General features: G+C 67.6%; 22 protein-coding genes. 16 read left to right on the top strand and 6 right to left on the bottom strand.

Translation table 11 applies throughout. The features are described from left to right. The first annotated feature begins 13 nt into the window (after window positions 1-13). From ASF54_RS08790 to ASF54_RS08770, 5 genes are all read left to right on the top strand, one after another. Entirely contained in the window at window positions 14-874 is an 861-nt protein-coding gene (locus tag ASF54_RS08790; protein ID WP_055960979.1) for an NAD(P)-dependent oxidoreductase, read from the top strand. A gap of 178 nt (window positions 875-1052) precedes the next feature. After that, window positions 1053-2321 (top strand): FAD-binding protein, encoded by a 1269-nt coding sequence (locus ASF54_RS08785; RefSeq protein WP_055960977.1) that lies wholly within the window; start codon window positions 1053-1055, stop codon window positions 2319-2321. Between the two features lie 149 nt (window positions 2322-2470). Continuing rightward, window positions 2471-3055, top strand: coding sequence for a GTP cyclohydrolase I (folE, locus tag ASF54_RS08780; RefSeq protein WP_055962344.1), 585 nt, complete (start codon window positions 2471-2473; stop codon window positions 3053-3055). After that, the gene (gene folP / locus ASF54_RS08775; RefSeq protein ID WP_055960975.1) at window positions 3052-3960 is read left to right on the top strand and encodes a dihydropteroate synthase; all 909 of its coding nucleotides are present in this window, start codon (window positions 3052-3054) and stop codon (window positions 3958-3960) included. The genes folE and folP overlap by 4 nt, the downstream gene beginning before the upstream one ends. Next, window positions 3957-4730, top strand: coding sequence for a pyrimidine reductase family protein (locus tag ASF54_RS08770; protein ID WP_055960973.1), 774 nt, complete (start codon window positions 3957-3959; stop codon window positions 4728-4730). Before folP ends, ASF54_RS08770 begins: the two co-directional genes overlap by 4 nt. Window positions 4731-4970: 240 nt before the next feature. Here the strand turns inward: ASF54_RS08770 and ASF54_RS08765 are convergent, their stop codons facing one another. Next, a complete protein-coding gene (locus ASF54_RS08765) occupies window positions 4971-6179 on the bottom strand; it encodes an FAD-dependent oxidoreductase (RefSeq protein ID WP_326934333.1) in 1209 nt (402 codons plus the stop codon). Between ASF54_RS08765 and ASF54_RS08760 the strand changes: the two genes are divergently transcribed. Further along, window positions 6165-6815 carry a GOLPH3/VPS74 family protein gene (locus tag ASF54_RS08760; protein ID WP_055960969.1) on the top strand — a complete coding sequence of 217 codons (651 nt, stop codon included), beginning with the start codon at window positions 6165-6167 and terminating at the stop codon, window positions 6813-6815. The genes ASF54_RS08765 and ASF54_RS08760 overlap by 15 nt on opposite strands. A 9-nt stretch (window positions 6816-6824) precedes the next feature. On the opposite strand, the gene ASF54_RS08755 is transcribed toward ASF54_RS08760, so the two are convergent. Next, window positions 6825-7022 carry a hypothetical protein gene (locus ASF54_RS08755; RefSeq protein WP_055960967.1) on the bottom strand — a complete coding sequence of 66 codons (198 nt, stop codon included), beginning with the start codon at window positions 7020-7022 and terminating at the stop codon, window positions 6825-6827. Between the two features lie 75 nt (window positions 7023-7097). Then, window positions 7098-7892 carry a CPBP family intramembrane glutamic endopeptidase gene (locus ASF54_RS08750; RefSeq protein ID WP_055960965.1) on the bottom strand — a complete coding sequence of 265 codons (795 nt, stop codon included), beginning with the start codon at window positions 7890-7892 and terminating at the stop codon, window positions 7098-7100. Between the two features lie 307 nt (window positions 7893-8199). Between ASF54_RS08750 and ASF54_RS08745 the strand changes: the two genes are divergently transcribed. Then, window positions 8200-8619 carry a DUF7882 family protein gene (locus ASF54_RS08745; protein WP_200919582.1) on the top strand — a complete coding sequence of 140 codons (420 nt, stop codon included), beginning with the start codon at window positions 8200-8202 and terminating at the stop codon, window positions 8617-8619. Between the two features lie 88 nt (window positions 8620-8707). On the opposite strand, the gene ASF54_RS08740 is transcribed toward ASF54_RS08745, so the two are convergent. Further along, entirely contained in the window at window positions 8708-9058 is a 351-nt protein-coding gene (locus tag ASF54_RS08740) for a hypothetical protein (protein ID WP_123940875.1), read from the bottom strand. A 519-nt stretch (window positions 9059-9577) separates the two neighbouring features. On the opposite strand from ASF54_RS08740, the gene ASF54_RS08735 reads away from it, so the two are divergent. Continuing rightward, on the top strand, window positions 9578-10051 hold the full coding sequence (locus ASF54_RS08735; protein WP_055960961.1) for a hypothetical protein: 474 nt from the start codon (window positions 9578-9580) through the stop codon (window positions 10049-10051). Between the two features lie 197 nt (window positions 10052-10248). Here the strand turns inward: ASF54_RS08735 and ASF54_RS08730 are convergent, their stop codons facing one another. Both ASF54_RS08730 and ASF54_RS08725 read right to left on the bottom strand, forming a co-directional pair. After that, window positions 10249-10716 carry a DUF1810 domain-containing protein gene (locus ASF54_RS08730; RefSeq protein WP_055960959.1) on the bottom strand — a complete coding sequence of 156 codons (468 nt, stop codon included), beginning with the start codon at window positions 10714-10716 and terminating at the stop codon, window positions 10249-10251. 86 nt (window positions 10717-10802) lie between these two features. Beyond that, on the bottom strand, window positions 10803-12362 hold the full coding sequence (locus ASF54_RS08725; RefSeq protein ID WP_162237114.1) for a family 20 glycosylhydrolase: 1560 nt from the start codon (window positions 12360-12362) through the stop codon (window positions 10803-10805). Between the two features lie 400 nt (window positions 12363-12762). Between ASF54_RS08725 and ASF54_RS08720 the strand changes: the two genes are divergently transcribed. The 8 genes from ASF54_RS08720 to ASF54_RS08685 all read left to right on the top strand — a co-directional run bounded on the left by ASF54_RS08720 (window position 12763) and on the right by ASF54_RS08685 (window position 21763). After that, entirely contained in the window at window positions 12763-15543 is a 2781-nt protein-coding gene (locus ASF54_RS08720) for a glycoside hydrolase family 3 protein (RefSeq protein ID WP_157510089.1), read from the top strand. 54 nt (window positions 15544-15597) lie between these two features. Beyond that, window positions 15598-16242 carry a TetR/AcrR family transcriptional regulator gene (locus ASF54_RS08715; RefSeq protein ID WP_055960953.1) on the top strand — a complete coding sequence of 215 codons (645 nt, stop codon included), beginning with the start codon at window positions 15598-15600 and terminating at the stop codon, window positions 16240-16242. A gap of 545 nt (window positions 16243-16787) precedes the next feature. Beyond that, window positions 16788-18071, top strand: a complete 1284-nt coding sequence (locus ASF54_RS08710; protein WP_055960951.1) for a CDP-alcohol phosphatidyltransferase family protein — start codon at window positions 16788-16790, stop codon at window positions 18069-18071. 94 nt (window positions 18072-18165) lie between these two features. Further along, complete coding sequence (locus ASF54_RS08705; protein WP_055960949.1) at window positions 18166-18543, top strand: hypothetical protein; 378 nt, start codon at window positions 18166-18168, stop codon at window positions 18541-18543. Between the two features lie 113 nt (window positions 18544-18656). Continuing rightward, window positions 18657-19646 (top strand): FAD:protein FMN transferase, encoded by a 990-nt coding sequence (locus ASF54_RS08700; protein WP_055960947.1) that lies wholly within the window; start codon window positions 18657-18659, stop codon window positions 19644-19646. 1 nt (window position 19647) lies between these two features. Then, window positions 19648-20223 (top strand): ferric reductase-like transmembrane domain-containing protein, encoded by a 576-nt coding sequence (locus tag ASF54_RS08695; protein WP_055960945.1) that lies wholly within the window; start codon window positions 19648-19650, stop codon window positions 20221-20223. Continuing rightward, complete coding sequence (locus ASF54_RS08690; RefSeq protein ID WP_055960943.1) at window positions 20220-21524, top strand: NADH-ubiquinone oxidoreductase-F iron-sulfur binding region domain-containing protein; 1305 nt, start codon at window positions 20220-20222, stop codon at window positions 21522-21524. The genes ASF54_RS08695 and ASF54_RS08690 overlap by 4 nt, the downstream gene beginning before the upstream one ends. Beyond that, window positions 21521-21763, top strand: a complete 243-nt coding sequence (locus tag ASF54_RS08685; RefSeq protein ID WP_055960941.1) for a ferredoxin — start codon at window positions 21521-21523, stop codon at window positions 21761-21763. Before ASF54_RS08690 ends, ASF54_RS08685 begins: the two co-directional genes overlap by 4 nt. Window positions 21764-21773: the final 10 nt, after the last annotated feature.

Below are 21773 nucleotides of genomic sequence, written 5' to 3'. Positions count from 1 at the left end.
AGAGAGGCAAGCGATGAAGGTGACCGTTCTCGGTCTGGGAATCATGGGCCAGGGGGTAGCGGCGACGCTCCTCCGCGAAGGCTTCGACGTGACGGTCTGGAACAGATCGCCCGGCAAGGCCTCCGATCTTCAGGCGGCCGGAGCCTCGGTTGCGGGCACGCCCCGCGAGGCGGTCAGTGACGCCGACGTGATTCTCTCGATCCTCTTCGATGCCGATTCCGTGCTCACGGTCTTCGACGAGGCGTCGTCCGCGGTTCGCGACGGCGCAGTGTGGGTGCAGGCCAGCACGATCGGCATCGACGGAACACGCCGCGTCACCCGGGCCGCCGAGGCGAAGGGCGTGTCGCTCATCGAGGCGATGATGCTCGGCACCAAAGTCCCCGCCGAGAAGGGCGCCCTCGTCATGCTCGCCGCGGGCGATGCCGGGCTCATCGAGAAGGCGTCGCCCGTGCTCGAGGCGATGGGTTCGAAGACGGTTGTGGCTGGCCAGTCCGTCGGCGACGGTTCGGCACTCAAGCTCGCGGCGAACGCGTGGATCGCCAGCATCACCGCCGCGACCGCTCAGTCGATCGCACTAGCGGAGGCGCTCGGGCTCGACGGCGACCTCTTCTTGCAGGCGATCGACGGTGGTGCGAGCGATACCCCGTACGCGCACACCAAGGGCGCGACCATGCTGGCGCACGACTATCCGGCGCAGTTCGCGCTCGACGGCCTCCGCAAAGACGTGGGGCTCATCACCGAGGCCGCTTCGGGAGCGGGCGTCGACGTCGGCCTGCTGACCGCTCTGAGCGCCGTCTACGCGAAGGCCTCCGAGTCGGGGCACGGTGGCGACGACATCGCGGCCGTCTACGAGGGTTTCGCGGCGTCTCGCTGACGGGTGGCTGGCTAGCTGGCTGGCTGGCTGGCTGGCGGAGGAGCCGAGCCGCCGAGTGCCGCCGAATGCCGGAAGTGCACTCGCTAGGGGTGCATTTGGCGGCACTCGGCAAGCCGGCCGGAGTGAAACACGACAGGCCGCACTCGAAGTGAGCGCTCACGGGGATTAGTCTCGACGCATGACGTTCACCGCCGAACGCGAGCAGAACTGGGCCGGCACTCACGTGTACGGCGCCTCGCGCATCCTCCAGCCCCAGTCCGTCGACGAGCTCCAGTCGATGGTGAGAGAGTCGCCGCGCATCCGGGCTCTCGGTACCCGGCACTCCTTCAACGCGATCGCCGATGGGCCCGGTGTGCTCGTGTCGCCCGTCGACATCCCGACCGAGCTCGTCATAGCTGACGACCGGCTGTCCGCGACGGTCAGCGCGGGTGCGCGGTACGCGGCCGTCGCCACCGAACTCGAGGCTGCCGGCCTGGCCCTGCACAACATGGGTTCGCTCCCGCACATCTCGGTGGGCGGAGCCACTGCCACGGGCACGCACGGCTCCGGCTCGCGCAACGGGTCGCTGGCGACCTCTGTCCGCGCCCTCGAGTTCGTCACTGCCGACGGATCTCTCCGCACGGTCCGTCGCGGCGACGCCGACTTCGACGGCAGCGTGATCCACCTCGGCGCGCTCGGCATCGTGTCGCGGGTGACGCTCGATGTCGAGCCGTCGTTCCGTGCTCGCCAAGACATCTACCGCAACCTCCCCTGGTCGGCCATCGAGGGTGACGGGCTCGAGAAACTGATGGGCCTCGGTTACAGCGTCAGCCTGTTCACCGAGTACGGCGACGACATCTCGGCGATGTGGGTCAAGACCCGCATTCCCGAGGGGCAGGACGACGTCGAGGTTCCCGACGAGATCGGCGGTGCCCGGCGTGATCCCCGCCAGGTGGGGCTGGTCAGCGACGACGACAACACCACGCCGATGGACGGCTCGGTCGGCCCCTGGCATGAACGTCTGCCGCACTTCCGTATCGACCGCACGCCCTCGAACGGCGAAGAAATTCAGTCGGAGTACTTCGTCGCGCTGGCCGACGGGGCGGCCGCCGTCGCCGCGGTCCGCACCCTTGCCGACCGAATTCAGCCGCACCTCCTCGTGACCGAGCTCCGAGCCGTGGCGGCTGACGACCTGTGGCTGAGTGAGACACAGGGGCGCGACTCGCTCTGCATCCATTTCACCTGGGCTCGTCACGTCGACGAGGTCGCGGCACTGCTGCCCCAGATCGAGAGCGTGCTCGAACCGTTCACCGCGCGGCCGCACTGGGGCAAGGTGTCGATGCTCGATGCAGCCGCGATCGAGGCGCGGTACCCGCGGATTGGTGAGTTCCGTGAGCTGGTGACGCAGTGGGATCCTTCGGGCAAGTTCGGCGGCGGCTACCTCGACAGGCTCGTGCTCGGGCGGTAGCGGCGGAGCCAGGGGTACGGGCTGGGCTCGCGACGAGACCGCCCGGCGCTTCTGGGGTGGGGCTTCGAGCCGATCTGTCGGTGGTCGGGGGTAATCTTCGTCGCGAGGATCCCGGTTCCACGGGGTACGGCAAGGGGTACAGCACGGCTATGACGACACGTTTCGACCGCCCGAGAATCGAGGCCGCGGTGGCCGAGATCTTGGCCGCCATCGGCGACGACCCGGCTCGGCCGGGCCTCGTCGACACGCCCCGGCGAGTCGCCGACGCCTACGAGGAGTTCTTCTCGGGGCTCGACGTGGATGTCTCCGCCCTCATGGGCACCAGCGTTGTTCCGGCCGAATCGGGCGAGCTCGGCGAACTCGTCATCGTCCGCGACATCGAGTTCCGCTCGGTCTGTGAGCACCACCTCCTGCCGTTTGTCGGCGTCGCTCACGTCGCCTACGTTCCCGGGGCGCAAATCGTCGGCCTCGGTCGCATCCCCGGCCTCGTCGACGCTCTTGCATCGCGGCCGCTCCTGCAGGAGCGCCTGGGCGAAGACATCGTGCGGGCCCTCGACGACGCGGTCGCTCCGGCGGGCGTGCTGGTCGTGCTCGACGCCGTTCACGGCTGCGTGACGACCCGGGGCGCTCGCCAGACCCACAGTTCTACGGTGACGGTCGCGAGTCGGGGCACCCTGTCCGACCCCGCGGGGCGGGCCGAAGCCATCGCGTTGATCGGTGGGCCGGCCGCATGAGCGAGACGGTGATGCCGAGAGGCTTCGTGCCTCCGGCCCTCACGACGCCAGTGCGCCGGATCGGCCGACGCACGTTCGACTTCGACCGGCAGATCGCCGTCATGGCCATCGTCAATCGCACCCCCGACTCGTTCTTCGACCAGGGGGCGACCTTTGCGCTCGACAGCGCCGTGGCCGCGGCGGTCCGTGCCGCCGACGACGGCGCCGACTGGGTCGATATCGGGGGAGTGCCGTTCGCGCCCGGCCCCGAGCTGCCGTCCGCGGAGGAGGCGAACCGGGTCGTGCCGGTGGTCGCCGCGCTCGCCGAGCAGTCTGACGTCGTCATCTCGGTCGATACCTTCCGAGCCGATGTAGCCGAGTCGGCCATCGCGGCCGGTGCGGGCGTCATCAACGACACGACGGGGCTCGCCGACCCGCGCCTCGCCGACGTCGTCGCCGACAGCGGCGCGACGCTCGTGCTCACCCACTCGCTCGCGGCACCTCGCCAGCCGTATCCGCGGCCGCAGTATGCCGACGTCACCCGGGAGGTGCTCGACCGGTTGCGCTCCCGAGTCGACCTCGCCCTCTCTCGGGGCATTCCCGAGAGTCGGCTCATCGTCGATCCCGGCCACGACCTCAACAAAAACACGGCGCAGACGCTCGAGATCACACGTCGTTTCGCCGAGTTCACGACTCTTGGCCTGCCGGTGCTCGCCGCAGTCTCGAACAAAGACTTCATCGGTGAGAGCCTCGGTCGCGACAAGCCCGAACGCCTTGCCGGCTCGCTCGCGGCGGCGACGGCGTGTGCCCTGTTCGGCGCTCGCATCGTGCGCATGCATGCCGTGCGCGAATCGATCGACGCCCTCCGCATGGTCGAGGCGATTCTCGGCTGGCGCGAGCCCGTCAACCCGGTGCACAACCTATGAGTGGGGCGGGCGACGGGCCGATCGGCCAGATCTTTCCGACGGCGGTGGCCGCTCTCGACGACGACGCTCTTCTCGCCCTGCTGGCGCCGGCCGATCGCGCCGTGCCGCGCCTTCGCGCGAACTTCGTCGCGAGCATCGACGGCTCGGCGACTGCGGAGGGGCTGAGCGGCAGTCTCGGCGGCCCCGCCGACCGCACCGTCTTCGACCTGATGCGTCAGCTCTGCGACGTCATCGTCGTGGCGGCCGGCACTGTCGCAGCCGAGGGCTACGCCGGGCCTCTCGTATCCGCGGCGGCCAGTGCCTGGCGCGCGGCGAACGGGCTCGCACCCCACCCGGCGGTGGCCGTGGTGACCGGGCGACTGTCGCCGGATCCTGAATCGGAATTCTTCGCCCAGAGCCCCGTGCGGCCGCTGGTGCTGACGGCCGCATCGGCCGACGCGGGTCGGCGCCGAGCGCTCTCGAAGGTCGCCGACGTGATCGACTGCGGTTCCGCGACGGTGGAGCCCGGGCTGATCGTCGAGTCGCTCGTCGCGCGGGGCCTCACGCAGATGCACTGCGAGGGTGGCCCCTCGCTGCTGGGAGCCCTGATCGAGGCCGACGTGCTCGACGCGCTGTGCCTGACGATCAGTCCGTCGCTCGAGGGTGGATCCGGGCCGCGGATTGCCGTGCGGCCGGGCGAAGCGGCGCCGATCGACCTGCGCGCCATGCGACTCGACCACGTGCTGCACGCGTCGGGGATGCTGTTGACGCAGTACACGCGGGTGCGCTGAGGCGTGCTTGCCCTCCGGCGCGGCACTGACCCGCACGATTGGCACAGACCCGCACGATCGGCACAGACCCGCACGATCGGCACAGACCCGCACGATCGGCACAGACACGGTGATCGGCACAGACCCGCATCGCCGGCAGAAACGGCACGCCGCGGCCGAGGGTTTATGCCGCGTGGGCGGGTGTGAGCCGACGCGACGGGTCTGAAGCGGTACACCGGTGTAGGAACCCGCTCCGCCGCGCTACGAGCCGAGCGAAAAGCGGGCGGCGGGTCGCGAACGGCCCATCGCAAGATCGGCAAGGATCCGGCCCACCGTCGGCGTGAACTTGAACCCGTGGCCCGAGAAGCCCGCGCCGATCGTGACCGGCCCGACCCGGTCGAGCACGAAGTCGGTGGTGTCGGTCGACGTGTACGTGCAGCTGATCTCGACGAACGCGTCGGGGTCGACGCCCGGCAACCACTCGGCGGCGTAGCGGCGCAGGGCCGCGAGCTGCACCGGCTCCGACTCGAAGGTGCGCGCGTCAGGGTCGATCTCGAGCCCGGTGCCGTGCCAGCCGACCTTGACGCCCTCGGCCGGGGTCAGCATGCCGTAGACGTCGCTGTACCAGTAGTCGTCGCGACCGCGGTCGCGCAGGTGGTTGAACGACGGCCAGGTGCTGACGAGCGCAGGATCCGAGACCGCGAAGTGAGCGGGCTGCTCCTGCGTCACGATCAGCCGGGGTAGCGGGATGAGCCCGCCGAGCAGCTTCTCCGTCCACGCTCCCGCGGTCACCACGACCGACCGTGCTCGGATCGTCTCGACGACCCCGTCCCTCTCCAGCTCGACCTCGGCGAGATCGTCGGTGAGGAGTCGGATGGCGACGGCGCGGGTCTCATGACGGATGTCGGCGCCATGCCCCTGCGCGGCGCGCTGCAGGGCGACGACCGAATCGTCGGCCCGGACCCGACCGGACTCGGGGGAGAACAGCACGCGGGTGTCGAACCGCATGCCCGGCCAGCGGTCGTGCGCGGCTTCGGGTGCGAGAAACTCCGAGGCGATGCCGGCGCCCTCGAGCTGCGCGTGCACGGCGTCGAAGCGCGCATCGGGGCCCTCGCCGTGATTGACGAGCCCGACGAGGTCGAGCAGCTTCTCGCCCGACTCGTCCTCGAGCTCGCCCCAGAGACGTCGTGCTTCGACGAGCATCGCGACATAGTCGGGCTCGGCGTAGGCGACGTTGAAGTTGCGGAACTCGCCGTGCGAGGCGCCGTTCGCATGGCCCGGCGTGAAACGCTCGGCCAGCACGACCTCGCGGCCTGCTCGAGCGAGAGCCCAGGCCGTTGCGGAGCCCATGGCTCCGCCACCGATGACGAGGGTGTCGACGTGTTCGATGGTCCGCTCCTTCTTCGACGTCCTTCTACCGTAGGTGCGGAGCGTGCCGCAGGGCAGGATAGGAACGTGGGGATCGCACAAGAACTGGAACTGCTCATCCGTGAGCCGGAGACCGGGAAGTCGCGCGTCGACGCCGTGGCAGCCCGCGCGGCACTCGCAGGAGCCCTCCTGGCAGACCTGCTGATCGAGCGAAGGATCGTTCGCGACGAGCGGGGCAAGCTCGTCGTCGTCGACCATTCACCGCTCGGCGACTTCGTCCTCGATCGAGCGCTCGCCTCCATGGCGAGCGACCCCAAGCCGCGGTCCGTTCGCCGGTGGGTGGCACGTCTGGAGAGGTCGGGTGTTCGCGAGGACGTCATGGGCACGCTCGTGACGCACGGTGACGTCGAGGCTCGCACCCATCGGATCCTGGGCCTGTTTCCGACGACGCGCTACCCGGTCGTCAACACGCGAGCTCGAGGAGAAGCGGTGGAGTCGATCCACAACGCACTCGTCGCAAAAGGACCTGTTCCGGATCGTGGTTCGGCCCTGGTCGGCCTCTGCGACGCCGCCGGACTGCTGAGGCAGGTCGTCGGACCGGTCGACCGCCATCGCCTCAAGCCGTTTCGAGACGTCGACGTCGCCCGCGCAGTCCGAGCGTCGATTGCCGAGAAGCGGTCGTCGTCGGATGCGGGCATGATCGGAGGGGGAGGAGCAGGCGGCGACGGCGGCAGCTAGGGGGCGGAGTTACTCCTCGAGGTCGCCTGGCCCCTCCGGCTCCACCTTCGTCTCGTCCATCCGGTCGTGGAGCTGATCGGACATCGCTGCGGCCCCCTCGGAGCCGTGATCGTGCTCGACCTGCTCGATGAGGCCCAAAAGCTTGTCTTTGTTCGTGGCCTCGTTGCTACCGTCCATCATCGGTGCGGTCTGTTCGCTATCGCTCATACCTCGAACCTACGCCGGCTCCGGCGGTGAGCCCCAGGCATTGCCGTCCGCGGGCCTTTGGGGGTGCCGTAGCGCTCATCGCGCCGCCGCCGCGGAAGCCGCGAGGAGCGCCACAGTGAAGATCGCCCAGTCGTTGAGGATGTGCGCCCCTGTGCTGACGAGGATGTTCTTGGTCCGGATGTAGGCCAGAGTCAGCACGAGCCGGGCGACGCCGATGATCAGGAACGCCTGCGCGAAGTTCCACTGATAGGTCGGCAGGTGTGCCGCGCCGAACCACGCGGCTGTCACGAACCAGGCAATGAGGAGGGCGTTCTTCCGGGAGAGACCGGCCTTGGCGCAGAACGCCATGACGGCAAGGAACGGCAGGATCGTGAACAGCTCCTCGCCGAAGATTTGCACGGCTGTACCAAGGTAGAAGGCAAATGTCTCCCCGACACCATGAATGCCGTCCGCTGCCGGGTTAGCGTTCGCGCCGAAGAACACCTTCACGATGATGCCGACCAGGAACGAAACGACGAAGTTCAGCACAGCGAACAGGATCATCAGGCCGAAGTCGCGGGGGCGAAGCCGCCGCAAGATCCTGTGCCATTGGCCTCGCGTGAAGGCGATGAACACCGCCAGCTGGATCGCGGGGAAGAGGAATCGCGAGACCAACGCCTGCACATTATTCGTCGCCGGATAGAAGATGAGCACCGCAATTCCGGCGGCGCAGCCGAGGATGACGACGATCCACTTCCAGATCGCCAGCTCGAACGGGACACCGTTGTAGAACGGGAAATCCTCGCTGTCCGGCCGCTCTACCGCTCGGCCGTATCTCTGGTCGGTGTCCGCTGGTGGGGTCGGAGAATCCACTGCTTCGGTCGATGACATCGCGTTGCTCCCTGATCGCAACGAGCCGGCCTTGGCTCTCGAAAACAGTAGCGAAATGGCTCAGCAGATGCCAAGGAAAGAGAAAGGTGGACTGCACCGCACCCCACCGCATCACCGGAGAGCGGTCTACGCTCCCGTGGTAGAGGAGAGCTCCTGCCGACCACGACCCTGAGCGTGGTTCACAACCACCATTTCGGTGCGGCGATGCGGAGCAACGGCGCAGTGCGAGGGTGTCACCCGCACATCTCTCCCGGCCCAGACCCCGTCGGACGACGACGAGGCCGTGCACGAAAGCAGCTCCCCACCCATGGGTTACATCGTTTACGACGGGGAAATCCTCGAATTCAAAGTCGAAGACCGTCTCCTCGCCCATCTGCAAATCGTCATCGTGAACAAATTCCGCAAAAACGAGTCCTTGATGTTCTCGTGGCGGGAACCTGCTGAGACGGGCGACGGCCGCGCGACCGTCTGGCTGTCCCCGAACATCGGGTTGCGGTTCAAATTCGCGGGCGGCCGGATGCCCAAGATCAATCCCACCTGGCTTGCTGCCCTCTACGAGGCAGCCGACTCTGGCCGGGGTCTCTACGCCGTCGACGAACCCCCGCGCGATAGCACCACGGAACTGCCCGGGACCAGCGGCAACCCGGTTGATTGGGCCCACGACCGCGTTCCCGCGGGGAAACCGCGTGCAGCCCGGCCGTTGGCAGGGGAGAAGCGTCAGGAGTGAACGCTGGAGGCGGATTCCAGGCGCTAAAGGCCGCGGGAGTTCGGATCACAGAAGGTTCGGTGCATGAACGGCCGGCTCCCCATGCCCTCTACTCCCCGGTGGAAGCATCTCCGGGACGCGGATTATTTGGGGTGAACAGGGTGGCGGCGGCACCAGTGAGGACGTCTGCGACGGGCTTTTCTCGGACGCTGGCCAGGGCTCCGGACAGTCCAGCCGTAAGCGTGCCGGCCGCGATCGAAATGGCTTCGACCACTTCCTCCTGGCGTGGTGTGAGGGGCTCGTCGACGAGTTCGTCGACGGTGTCGAGGAGGTTCTCACGGGCGGCGTCGATAACGACCGGGTCATCGTCATGGAGTGCCGTGGCCTCCGCGATGACCACAAGACCCGCCTGAGTGAGGTCGGAGTTCGGGTCGGGTTGTGCCGGAGGCGAGCCAGTCATGCGGTGCACGGTACACGGGCGTCGGCTGTAGCGCTGATGCAGGTACAGCCGACAGGACAATTCTGCCGGCTCGGGCGGAAGGCGCGGACCGGGGGACAGGTGACTGCCCGGCTGTTGTGGCTGCAGGGTTCCCGGATGAGTTGACGACGTCCGTGTGGCGCCGTAGTCGGAGGAGATCTGGCCGGGTCAAGCCCGGTCGCGGGATCGGCATGCGAGCGTACGGTCGTTTTCTGACTACTTCAGGAAACAGCGACACGCCCGACGGCTCTTCGCACCCGACGGAGGAGCAGAAGAAGCACACCGAAAATCTCGCCGATGGGTCACCGTCCGGCGACGCCACGAAAGACCCTGGTAAGGACAGCGACACGACGTCGGGCGGTGAGCCCGAATGAGCGACCCGAGGCCCACCTCCGTTCCCGAGCCGGACGAGGTAGACCCGGAGACGGGGACAGACCCGGACGGCGCACCAATCGACAACCCGTCCGGTCTCACCCTCCACCTCGACGGAGCGTCCGCGCTGTGAAGTCTTTCGGCGCGGTAGGAATCGGCATCGCAGCGGGCCTGCTGCTTTCCGCGTGTGCCCCCAGCGCCCAGAACCTCGGCCCGGCGGGCGATCAGAACGATGCCGAGGATTCCCGCACCAACCCGGCCCAGGCGAACAAGAACGCCTGCGACCTCGCCTCCGACAGCACGCTGGCGGCCCTGACCGACCTCTCCAGTTCCGGCCCGGCACGGGTGGGCTGGGTCGCCGAAGGCGACGGGGGCTGGTACGTCTCGGCGCCTCTGGGTGAAGACGGAACCCTGTCAGACGTCGTCGGGCTGTGGGCGACCGACAAGGATCCGGCGGACAAGTCGTTCGACTCGACCTTGTACGCCGTGAATGGCGATGCACAGTCGAACTCGACTGCTGCGAAAGCCGCTGCGACCACCTTCACCGCCGAATCATCGGCGGCTAAGAAAGCCATTACCTGCGCTACCGAAACGGACGACTGATCGTTCTCCGTTCGTGAGATGACAAAACCCCGTCACGCACTGCCAGCGTGACGGGGTTCTGTGTTGCAGAGGCGCTCTAGGAGTTCTTGACCTCGTCGGCCGAACCCTGCGCGCTGTCCTTCACGTCTCCCGTACAAACCGTAGCCACAACAATCATGGCCGCTGCGCGCCGGTTCACACCGAATCCGTGACACAGCTCACCGGTTGCGTAATTGCCGGTCTGTAGCCTCATCGACGTCTCCGCAAAACCATCGGTCCAGCACTTCCACGAAGTCCGGGTCGTCAGGTGCGGCGAGCAGGAACAAAGTCATCGACGACTTCAGTTTCTGCGCATCGACACTCCCAAGAAGAGCATCTGCTGACTGCCCTGGGGCTGTTGCGATGGCCCGGGCGCTTTCTCTCAATCGTGGTCCGAGCACGGGGTGGTCAAGGAACGCTCGTGCTTCCTCGAGCGAGCTGATTGCGAACTGCTGCGCGGTCGCGCTTCGTCCGAGGCCTGCCACCTGAGGGAAGACGAACCACATCCAGTGAGACGACTTCCGACCGCGCCCGATCTCACGAAGGGCGGTCGTGTACGTCTGACGGTCGTCTTGAGCCGAGACAAATCGAGCCAGATCGAATGGGTCTGCTTTCGGAGCGTCCTCTGTGCGTCCCTCCGTGTCCATGGCGCTATTTCATCACTCGTGACCAGGCCGCGGTGCGCTTTAGAGCTCGATGCGGCCCTGGTCGATCTCGTCGTCGAATACGGAGATCATGATTTCGCGGTCTCGAGCATCGCAATCACGTGGGGTGTACTCCAGCGAAGAAGATCGGTGGACGGTGGCTTTTCGAGGTCCTCTCCCCAGATAGCAACGGCGGCACCCGCCATCGGGCCGGAGAGCAGCGAGCCTGAGTCGCCGTCCCATGCCCGCAGTGACCAGTTGTGACGAAGGTCAGCAACGGTGTATTTGCTATCAGCTTCGTTCAGGTCGGTCGGCACCTCATAGAGGTAGTAGGAGTTGTAGTTGAGCAGCTCGATGCCCGCGTTGTAGAGGTCGTTAGCACTCGCCCGTCGCTGTCGACGTTCGAGGCGTTCCGCCTTGTCTTCCGTGTCGCCGTCGAAGCTCCAGTACGTGACATGGATGCGCGGATCCAGTTGTCTCGCTTCCGCTCGATCTATCCCGTCGTTCCAGGCCCAGACAGCACGGCTACCGAGCGCGGCCGCGATCTCATTGAGCCACGTAACGCGCCGAACCGCGGTGACGCCACCTCCCCATTCGTCGCCGCCGATGTGCACAGTGCGGCTAGACGGGAAGGTCCGCGCCACCTCCCTGTACAGCTCCGTTGCCAATGAAAGGCTGCCAGGTGCCGACGTCTTGAGCTCGTTTTCACCCGAACGAATACGGTCAACCCACTTCCTGCCGTGCCTCGCTTCGAGGAGGGCGAATGCGGCGGCCATGTGGCCGGGGGTGTCGATCTCAGGAACGATGGCGATGCCCCGCTTCGCCGAATAGGCCGAGATCTCGCGTGCCTGCGAGGCGCTCAGAAATGGACGACCCGTTACTCGGCTCGTGTAGACACCGTTCTTGAGTTCGGCATTTGCGGGGGTTTGGCCGAGGACTCTGCTCTCGATTCCGACGTTCTGATCATCGGTGAGATGCAGATGCAGAAAGCGGCCGCCATTCTTGGCGAGGAGGTCGATGTACTTCTTGATCAGCGCCACCGGGTAGTAGGCGCGAGCGACGTCGAGCATCACCCCTGTTGCCGGGCGTGCACGGGCGGCGGGCTTGATCGTGGTGACGGTCGCTTTCGATGCGCGGCAGTTCTCCTCGGAGTAGGCCCCAGCACAGGCGAGGACCGAAAACTTCCCAGCTTTCGAGCGGAGGGGCGCAGTGTAGGTTGTGCGGATCGTTGTGCTGGCACCCGAGGCGAGTGCCTTCACGGTCGCCTGGCCCAGCGTGTACCTCTTGTGTCCGGCCGCGAGATAGAGCCAGGCATGGAGTGCTGGCTTGCGTGTCGAGGCGGCGTTCCGGACCCTGAGGGTGGTGTGCACGGCTGTGCCGGCGGAGGTGGCGGTGCCGGTCGCGGTGATCTTGGTGACGGTTATCGGCGAAGCTCTGGATTCGACGACGGCGGCCTTCGCGCCAGAAGTGCTCAGCGCTCGGGCGTCCGCTGACCCTGCGAGTGCACCGGTGCCGACCAACGCTGCTACCAACAACGCGATTGCCACACCGACGGCGATGGGGCGTCGAAGCTGATGAGGAAACACTGCTGAAGGCGCCACTGCCATGTTCCTTTTCTGACGCACCACGATGTCCTGCCGCTCATGCATGCCTATCGTCCCCGCCATCGCTCGGCCCTCCGACAGGTAGGGAAGGCTGCATGAGCGTATCGGACTCGTGTGGAGAGCATCGAGTGTTCATCAACCCCCACCGGCACATGCGCTCGCTCGGGCAGAGTCGGCTGCGGAGCAGACCGCCCCGGACGAGACATCTATCGAGACTCAGCACGGGAATTGACGCGAGGAATGTGAAATCAACCGCTTGGTTGATAACCGCATAGAAACTTGATAACTTCACTGTGCCCCGAACGGGGGCGGTCGTTGTCCTCTCGCGATCGGGCTTGTTCTGCCGCTGCCACCCGAAGACGCAGCAGCGGGAGCCCCTACCGGCCACGGCCGCGGTGTCGCACCTTCCCCAGGCGACATTTACACCTCCCGAAAGGCCTCTTTCTTGGCTCACGAAAAAAAGCGGAGGTCGCTGCTGGCGGCCACCGCGACAACCTGCGCGCTGGTGCTCGTCGGCACCTTCGGCGGCGCTTCCGCCGTGCAGGCTGCTCCCGCCCACGCCCCCGCTCATGCCGCACAGGGCCGCGCGGCCAACGCCGCGAAGGCCGAGAAGGCCATTCGCAACGGGTCCGGCCGCATCACCGAGGTGGCTCCCGTCGACGGCACCTGGATGAACCGCAAGCTGTCCGCCGACAAGCGGGCAGACCTCCTCATGGCCAAGATGACCCTCGAGGAGAAGGTCTCCCGACTGCACGGTGAGTTCAGCGGAGAGACGGCGTTCTACATCGCCCCTCTCGCCCGGCTCGGCATCCCCGCACTGCTTCTGACGGACGCAGGATCGGGCGTCCGCGTCACGAACGCGGCGACGAACGACGGTAAGGCGACCGCTCTTCCCGCCCCGATCGCCCTCGGTGCGACCTGGGACACCGCCATGGCATCGGCGTACGGCGACGTGCTCGGCAAGGAGGTACGGGCAACCGGCCAGAACGGACTCCTTGGGCCGACCGGCGACCTCGTCCGGGATCCTCGCTGGGGCCGTCAGTTCGAGGCGCTCGGTGAAGACCCCGCCCTCGCCTCCGCGCTCATCGGACCGGAGATCAAGGCGGTGCAGTCTCACGACGTGGTCGCGACCATCAAGCATCCCGCCGTCTACAACGAAGAGACCAGTCGACTCAACGGCGGAAACGTCACCGTCAGCGAGCGAGCTCTTCGCGAGACGTATCTGGCACCCATCGAGGCGTCGATCAAGGCCGGCGTCGGCTCGGCCATGTGCTCCTTCAACAAGGTCAACACCGTCTACGCCTGCGAGAGCGCCGAGGTCTTCGACATTCTCAAGAAGAGCTACGGCTTCAAGGGGTTCATTCAGACGGACTACGGCGCAGCTCACAGCACCGTCGCCGCCGCGAACTCCGGCCTCGATGTCGAGTTCCCTGCCGCCGGCTACTTCGGTCAGCCTCTCATCGACGCCGTGAACAACGGCCAGGTGTCTCGCGCCACGGTCGATGACAAGGTCCACCGTGTTCTCCGGACGATGTTCGCGATGGGATCCTTCGACCGACCCGTCGGCACCAGCCCTCTGACCGTGAGCGCAGACCGCGCCGCGGCGAGGCAGATCGCCGAGAAGTCCGCGGTTCTCCTGAAGAACAGCGCCGTGAAGGGCACCGCATCGCGCGCTGCCGTCCTGCCCCTCAACCCGGCCAAGACGAAGTCGGTCGCCGTGATCGGTGCTGACGCCGACGCCCTCGCCACCGGCGGCGGCAGCTCGGTCGTGAAGCCGACCGCCTCGGTGACTCCGCTCGCCGGAATCAAGAAGCGTCTAGGATCCTCGGCGGTCGTCTCGTTCACGCCGGGTACCGACCCGGTTGGCCCGGCTCACTCCTTGAGTGGCGCCGCGGTTCCGTCGTCTGTGATGGCCCCCGCGTCCGACCCGACGGCCTCCGGGCTCAAGGCCGAATACTGGTTCGGCCGAGACACCTCGGGAACCCCCAACGTGACTCGCACCGACAAGCAGGTCGCGCTCAGTGCCGGCTTCCTCGCGATTCCCGGGCTCTATGGATCGTCTGTGCCCGCCGTTCCGGGTTACAACTTCGGCGGCCCGCTGTCGGCGCGCTGGACGGGGACCATCACCGCCCCTGCCGATGGTGCCTACACCCTGTCGCTGACCGGCTTCGGCAGCTCGAGCCTGTTCCTCGACGGAAAGCAGATCATCGACGGGTCCGATCCTCACGCGGTTCGCACCGACACGGGCGCAACCCTGCGCCTGGCCAAGGGCGAGGCGCACGAGCTGCGCGTCGAATACACCAATGACGCCACCGACCCCGACCAGGAGAGCTCGGCCGATCTCGTCATGACCTGGACTCACCCGTCACAGGTCGTCGTTCCCGCGGTCGCAAAGGCTGTCGCCGCTGCGAAGGCAGCCTCCGTGGCGGTCGTCTTCGCCCGCGACTACGTCGGCGAGGGTCGCGACAAGAAGACCTTGACCCTGGCGAACGAGCAAGACGCGCTCATCGCGGCCGTCACGAAGGCGAACCCCCGCACCGTCGTCGTCCTGACGACAAGCGGCTCCGTCAACATGCCGTGGCTCGCGTCGGTACCGTCCGTCCTCGAGGCTTGGTACGGCGGACAAGAGCAGGGCACCGCGATCGCTCGCGTCCTCTTCGGAGACGTCAACCCGTCGGGCAAGCTGCCGGTCACGTTCGCCAAGAACGACGCGGCGACTCCGACTTCGGCACCGGCCTCGTTCCCCGGACTCGACAGGACGGCTACGGTCGACGGAGTCAACATCGGCTACCAGGCGTACCGCGCTGCCAAGATCGCCCCGCAGTTCGCATTCGGCACCGGTCTGAGCTACACGAAGTTCGGCTACAGCAAGTTCGCGGTCGCGACCTCGAAGAAGACTGTCACCCGAGGCGCGCCTGCATCGGTCACGGCGAAGGTTCGAGTGACGAACTCCGGCACCCGCACGGGCACCGAGACCGCGCAGGTGTATGTCGGCACGCTGCCGTCGAAGACGGTCGCGACGTCACCGCAGAAGCTCGCGGGCTTCGCAAAGGTCACCCTGCGTCCCGGTCAGTCCAAGACGATCACGGTCAAGCTCAATGCACGAGCGTTCGCGTACTGGAACTCAGCGAAGAACGTCTGGGTAACTCCCACGGGAAAGACCACCGTTAGCATTGGCTCGTCTTCCGCCGATATCCGCCAGCAGGCGGTGGCGGTCCTCCGCTAGAACGATGGCACGACGCCCGCTGGGCTGAGAACGGTCACCTCCTACACTCAGGGGGTGACCGTTTCTCGTCCCAACGCTGCCGTGCATCGAAGTGGTCCACCGACCAACCGGCGTGGGGCCCATACTCGCGCTCACATCATCGCCACGGCGGGCAACCTCTTCGGCTCCCAGGGGTTTTTCGGCACCAGCATCCGCGAAATCGCCGCCGGCGCCGGTGTCAACCATGCCACCCTGCTCCACCACTTCGAGTCGAAAGAGGTGCTCCTCGAGGCCGTTCTGGAAGAACGGGAGCAACAGGTCTACCGCCTCGTCGACGCGTCCGCTCCTCGTCGTGACTTTCGGGAGTTCTATCGCAGGCTCACCCTGCACAACGAGTCGGTGCCCGGCCTCATAGCGCTCTTCGCTCGCACTTCTGTGGATGCGACCAACGTCAGTCACCCCCTGCACGAGCAGTTCCGGGCCCGGTACGAACGGATCGTCCTCAACATGACGACGGAGTTTCAAGCCCTGCAGCAACTCGGGCTCCTCCTTCCTGGCGTGAAACCGGACGAGGCGGCCCGGACACTCATCGCGGCCCAGGATGGCGCACAGATTCAGTGGCTGTACGACCCGGAAGGTGTCGACATCAACGACATTATTCAGGGGCTGCTCGACACGCTTCTCGCGAGCCCACCGACGGCGACGGGCGCAGCCCCGTGACGTGAAAACCAGCATATGGGCCGTCTGCGGGCAATCCCCCCATCGCAATGTGAAGCGAAGTGCTGGCGGGTCGACGCGTGGACATGCCGCTCGGGGCACGTGCATCGACGAGAAGATTCTGGTCGGGGGAACAGATCCCTACCCAAGGGGCTGTTCCGCCCGAACAGACGCAACCGCAACCCAATGGCGGTCCCGCTTCCCCGAAGACCCGAATGCTTCAGGGGGTACATCGAAGATACGCCACACCAGCAGTGTAAATAGCAGAAACTAGTGGTTTATCAGGGTTTTTAGCAATACTTGCACACGAGTGAGCAGCGACGTATAAGACCCATAGGGTACAAAACGGGGTACGAAAACTGCGCCCCACAGAAGTCCCAACCCCTTACTCCTCGGCGAGGAGTGTCGCATCGTCCAGCCCCAAGGTTCCAGGCCAGCCCAGGGTCCAGGGTCCAGGGAGGAGCTTGGACGAGATCGCTTGTCGGAAGGAAACTAGCGCCAGCCATTCGCGTCCGGGCGGTCGGCGGGCACCGCCCGGGGAAGAGAGAATGGTCGACGTGAATATCGTCGACTGGCTGGGAGACTCCCGCGCGGTGCTGCCCTTCGGCATCGCCCTCGCGGTCGCCGTCGTCGCGGCGTTCCTGGAGTCGGGGGTGGGGCTCCTCCTGTTCGTTCCGGCCGGGCCGATAGTGATCGTTGCGGCGAGCGGCACGGCGACCGTCCCTGGGATCCTCGGGCTGGTCATCGCTGTTGTCGTCGCCCGGGTCGTCGGCGACGTCGTTGGCTTCCGGTTCGGGCGCACCCGTGGTGCCGCCGGTGCCCGCGACTCCGCGGTCGTCGCCCGCCTCGGCGCGCAGCACTGGGATGTCGCCGTCTCGTCGCTGAGACGCCACGGCCCGATCGCCGTGCAGCTGTCGCGGCTCGTGCCCGTGCCGCGGGCGCTCGCTCCTGCGGTCGCTGGCGCGTCGGGCATCGCACCGGCGCGGTTCGTCCGAGCGAGCGTCGTGGCCTCGGTCGCCTGGGCGCTGCTCTACGTCGGCGTGGGAGTGCTCGCACGCGCGTCGTTCCCGATCGTGCGGCCGTATCTCGGCGTGGGCGCGTGGTTCGTCATGGCCGTGCTCGTCGCTGTCGGCATCGTGTACCTGGCGGTGCGAACGGTGGTCGTGCGGCTTCCCGCCGGCGACATCCGCCGCGTGCTCGGCGACTCGTCGTTCGCCGGGGCGAGCCCGAACGCCGAGGGTGGATCGAGTCTGCTGCAGCGGCTGTTCCACGAGGACAACTGGCGCACGCTGCCCAATGTGATCTCGGCCGTGCGGATCCTTTTGTTGCCGCTCTTCGGAGTGCTGCTCGTCGCGCATCAGTTCTGGGCCGCGATCGTCACGCTGCTCGTCGTGTTCCTCACCGACTTCGTCGACGGGTTCATCGCGCGCCGCTTCAACCAGATGTCGAATCTCGGCGCCTGGCTCGACCCGGTGGCCGACCGTCTGACCGTCGTCTTCGTGGTCGCCGCGTTTGCGGCGTCGAACATCGTGCCGTGGCAGCTGGTGCTGATCCTGCTCATTCCCGACCTGCTGTCGGGGGCGTGGGCCGTCGTCGCGTTCGGTGGAGCGCCCGATGTGCGCGTCTCGAAAGTCGGAAAGGTGCGGACGGCGCTGCTGTTCACCGGGCTGTTCCTGCTGCTGTTCGGCGAGGCCGTGAGCGGGGCGCACGACGTGCTCGTCGGGGTCGGGTTCGCGTCGTTCGTGCTCGGAGTCGTCGGACACTACCTGGCCATGGCGCGCAACGCCCGCGGCCTGGTGACGCTATGGCAGCGGGAGCCCGCCCGGGTCTGAGTCGACACCACGCCTCATGGGCGACCCCAAGGGGATGCCAAGCAGGGGGAGAGGTCGGGCACTGATCGTTGACATTTCAACGAAGGGTGCACTCATGAACATCAGGCAGAAGGGGATCCGCGGCGCCCGCGCCGTCACCGCGGCCGTCGGCGGCATCGGCATCGCAATCGCGGCCGTCACCGGCATCGCGGTCTGGAACCAGAGCAACGACGAAAAAGCCGACGCGGCAGCGACAAGCACGACCGAGTCGACCGACACGAGCGGCAGCACCGCGACGACCGAGCCGACCGACACGTCCAGCAGTAGTAGCGACACGAGCGCCACGGACGGCAGCACCGACAGGAGCGGCACCGACAGCAGCAGCGGCACGAGCAGCAGCGACTCCACCGACAGCAGCTCGACGACCACGACGACGCCGGTCACTGGCGGAACGTCGAGCGGATCGTCCGACGCGACGTCCACCGGATCCTGACTTCTCGCCCATCAGCAAGCGTCCAGAAACCTCATGGCCACGGCATCGGAACTGGACTGAGAGCGCATAGGCCGGCCGGTGAGAGTGGGAGTCCGCGACGGAAGGACTCCCGCATGAACGAGCAGCTCACCCCCACCCGCGCCACCGCCCTGAACGCGACCATGGACTGGCCCATCTGGAGCACGACGGCCCGCATCGTGGTGACCGACGCGACGGCGCTGAACAGGGCTCGACGGATCGCCGATCGGATCCTCGTCGATGTCGAGATGGCGTGCAGCCGGTTCCGTGACGACTCCGAGCTGCGGCAGATCGGCGGACGGGCATCCGAGGGCATCGAGGTCAGCGACATGCTCGCCGCCCTCGTCGACCGGGCACTGTTCGCCGCGCGCTCGACCTTCGGCGACGTCGATCCGACCCTCGGCGGTGTGCTCGACGGACTCGGCTACGACCGAGACGTGTGCCTGCTGCCGCATGCGCAGCACGGTGACGAGGCCTCGTTCTCGATGTCGGTCGCGACGCCGCGCGAACCGGGCTGGCGCAGGATCCGACTGGTCGACCGGGTGCTGACCGTCCCCGACGACCTGAGGCTCGACCTCGGGGCCACAGCGAAGGCAATTGCGGCCGACCTGTGTGCAACGGCCATCGCCGACGAGCTGCACTGCGGCGTGCTGGTCAGCCTCGGCGGCGACCTGGCGACTGCTGGTCGCTCGCGCGACGACGGCTGGCAGATCACGGTCCGCGATCTCGACCGCGACCCCGAGACTCGCATCACCCTGGCGGACGGCTTCGCCGTCGCGACGTCGAGCACACAGAAGCGACGCTGGGTGCACGACGGCCGTCAGGTGCACCACATCCTCGACCCTCGGCTCGGTCTTCCCGCCCCGGCCGTCTGGCGAAGTGTGACCGTCGCGGCGCACGACTGCCTGCGGGCGAACACCCTGTCGACCGCGGCGATCGTCCGCGGTCGCAGGGCGGTGGAGTTCCTCCGCGACGAGCAGACGCCGGCCCGACTGGTCGACGCCCGTGGCAACGTGGTCCACCTCAACGGCTGGCCCGACGACGAGCGCGAGCCGGCGCCTGCCCTGTTCCGTCGGGCGGGCTGAGATGGAAGACGCACTCTGGGCTCTCGGCCGAGGCACGGGAGTCGCCTCACTCGTGCTGTTCACCGTCTCGGTGCTGCTCGGTGTCGTGACCCGCTCGGGCCGGCCTCTGCCGGGTCTGCCGCGCTTCGCCGTCACCCTGGTGCACCGCAACGTGTCGCTGGCTGCGACTCTCCTTCTCGTCGTGCACATCGTCAGCCTGCTGTTCGACCCGTATGCGCAGCTCACCCTGCTCGACACGATCGTTCCGTTCTTCGGCGAGTACCGCCCCGTGTGGCAGGGCCTCGGCACGCTCGCGTTCGACCTGGTGTTCGTGATCGTCGCTACCGGCCTGCTCCGCCACCGCATCGGCAACCGGGTGTTCCGGGCGGTGCACTGGTCCACCTACGCGCTCTGGCCCATCGCCCTTGCACACGCCATCGGCAACGGCACGAACGGCACCGACGGTTGGTTCCTGGCGCTCGCCGGAGTCTCCGTCGCCCTGGTCGCAGCCGCCGTCGCCTGGCGTCTCACCACCCGCTTCATCGAGTTCCGCGGCGTCCGCGTCGCCTCGCCCGTCCGATCCGGAGGGATCTCATGACCTTGACCCAGCCCATCACCACCAGCATCGCCGGCCCGACCGGCGTCAGTCGCCTCTTCGCCGCCGGGGCCAGCGACTTCCGCTCGCACCGTGCCGTGTTCGGCCCGATGCCGGGCGCCGTCGACGAGGGCCATCTGCTGGCCGAGCTCGAGGCATCGGGTCTGGCCGGCCGCGGCGGCGCCGCCTTTCCGACCTGGCGCAAGCTGGTCGCCGTGCGCGACGCGTCGTTCGGGGGCACCCGCGCTGGCGGCACCGGCCCCGGCAGCCGCGGCTTTGGCACTGGCACCGGCCGCCGCAGCTCCGCGACGCGAGGCGGCCCCGTCGTCATCGCGAACGGCGCCGAGGGTGAGCCGCTCAGCCGCAAAGACGAGACCCTTCTCGCCGGTGCCCCGCATCTCGTGATCGACGGCCTCCTGCTCGCCGCGACGTCGGTCCGCGCATCGGACGTCGTCCTGTATGCCCCGACGCGCAGCCTCGAGTACGTCACCCGTGCCATCGCCGAGCGCACCGACGCCGAGCGCATCCGACTCGTTACGGCCCCCGAGACCTTCCTCTCGGGCGAGGCTTCCGCCGTCGTGAGCGCGGTCGGCGGGGGCCGGGCCATCCCGCGTGACCGTATCGTGCGCCTCAGCGAGAGCGGCCTCGGCGGCGCGCCGACCCTGGTGCAGAATGTCGAGACCCTCGCCCACCTCGCTCTGCTGGCGCGTTTCGGGGCGACCTGGTTCCGCTCCCGCGGCACCGACGAGGATCCGGGCACCCGCCTCGTCTCGGTCAGCGGCGATGTGCCGAGCCCCCGGGTATACGAGGTGGCTGCCGGAATGCCGCTCCTCGATCCGCTGGTGTCTGCCGGCGCCCGGCCCCCGGGGATCGGCGCGGTGCTGGTCGGCGGCTACCACGGCGCCTGGGTGCCCGGCACCGCAGTGGCGACATCGCTCTCACCCTCCGGCCTGCGGCCGTTCGGAGCGGCACCGGGCGCCGGGATCCTGATGGTCCTCGGCCCGCACCGCTGCGGCCTCGACGCCTCCGCCGAGATCGTGAAGTACCTCGCCGGGCAGTCGGCCAAACAGTGCGGCCCCTGCGCCAACGGCTTGCCACGTCTCGCCGATGTGTTGCGGCGACTGGCGCGGCGCGACCGGGCCGAGTGGCTGCCCGCCGAGATCAAACGCCTGGCCCGCGTGGTGGCCGGTCGCGGATCCTGCCATCACCCCGACGGCACCGCACGGCTCGTGCTGAGCACGCTCACCGTGTTCGCCGACGACGTGCAGGCGCACCTGCAAGGGCGCTGCGAGGTGCGGCGATGAGCCGGGATGCCTCCTCGAGCAGCGACGCGTCGCTCCACATCGACTGGACCCTCTGCGACGGGCGGGGGCTCTGCACCGAACTGCTGCCGGAGCTGCTGACCCGCGACGAGTGGGGCTACCCGCTCGCCGCAGCAGGATCGGACGTGACTGTGCCGCGCGAGCTCGTCGGCCCCGCAAAGCAGGCGGTGGGGCTGTGCCCGCGAGCGGCGCTGCGTCTCAGGGCGTCTGCAGGTGCCTGAGGGGCAGGCG

The sequence above is a fragment of the Frondihabitans sp. Leaf304 genome, assembly GCF_001423105.1.
Taxonomy (GTDB): domain Bacteria; phylum Actinomycetota; class Actinomycetes; order Actinomycetales; family Microbacteriaceae; genus Frondihabitans.
Note: the sequence above shows the minus strand (reverse complement) of the source record. Positions and strands in the feature narration are given on the sequence as shown.

Bases quoted from the DNA above. Each gene is read 5' to 3' on its own strand.
- ASF54_RS08785 (WP_055960977.1), top strand. From the start codon at position 1,053: ATGACGTTCACCGCCGAACGCGAGCAGAACTGGGCCGGCACTCACGTG.
- ASF54_RS08770 (WP_055960973.1), top strand. From the start codon at position 3,957: ATGAGTGGGGCGGGCGACGGGCCGATCGGCCAGATCTTTCCGACGGCG.
- ASF54_RS08730 (WP_055960959.1), bottom strand. From the start codon at position 10,716: ATGGACACGGAGGGACGCACAGAGGACGCTCCGAAAGCAGACCCATTC.
- folE (WP_055962344.1), top strand. From the start codon at position 2,471: ATGACGACACGTTTCGACCGCCCGAGAATCGAGGCCGCGGTGGCCGAG.
- ASF54_RS08695 (WP_055960945.1), top strand. From the start codon at position 19,648: ATGGAAGACGCACTCTGGGCTCTCGGCCGAGGCACGGGAGTCGCCTCA.
- ASF54_RS08790 (WP_055960979.1), top strand. From the start codon at position 14: ATGAAGGTGACCGTTCTCGGTCTGGGAATCATGGGCCAGGGGGTAGCG.
- ASF54_RS08685 (WP_055960941.1), top strand. From the start codon at position 21,521: ATGAGCCGGGATGCCTCCTCGAGCAGCGACGCGTCGCTCCACATCGAC.
- ASF54_RS08750 (WP_055960965.1), bottom strand. From the start codon at position 7,892: ATGTCATCGACCGAAGCAGTGGATTCTCCGACCCCACCAGCGGACACC.
- ASF54_RS08690 (WP_055960943.1), top strand. From the start codon at position 20,220: ATGACCTTGACCCAGCCCATCACCACCAGCATCGCCGGCCCGACCGGC.
- ASF54_RS08705 (WP_055960949.1), top strand. From the start codon at position 18,166: ATGAACATCAGGCAGAAGGGGATCCGCGGCGCCCGCGCCGTCACCGCG.
- ASF54_RS08710 (WP_055960951.1), top strand. From the start codon at position 16,788: ATGGTCGACGTGAATATCGTCGACTGGCTGGGAGACTCCCGCGCGGTG.
- ASF54_RS08755 (WP_055960967.1), bottom strand. From the start codon at position 7,022: ATGAGCGATAGCGAACAGACCGCACCGATGATGGACGGTAGCAACGAG.
- folP (WP_055960975.1), top strand. From the start codon at position 3,052: ATGAGCGAGACGGTGATGCCGAGAGGCTTCGTGCCTCCGGCCCTCACG.
- ASF54_RS08725 (WP_162237114.1), bottom strand. From the start codon at position 12,362: ATGCATGAGCGGCAGGACATCGTGGTGCGTCAGAAAAGGAACATGGCA.
- ASF54_RS08740 (WP_123940875.1), bottom strand. From the start codon at position 9,058: ATGACTGGCTCGCCTCCGGCACAACCCGACCCGAACTCCGACCTCACT.
- ASF54_RS08700 (WP_055960947.1), top strand. From the start codon at position 18,657: ATGAACGAGCAGCTCACCCCCACCCGCGCCACCGCCCTGAACGCGACC.
- ASF54_RS08745 (WP_200919582.1), top strand. From the start codon at position 8,200: ATGGGTTACATCGTTTACGACGGGGAAATCCTCGAATTCAAAGTCGAA.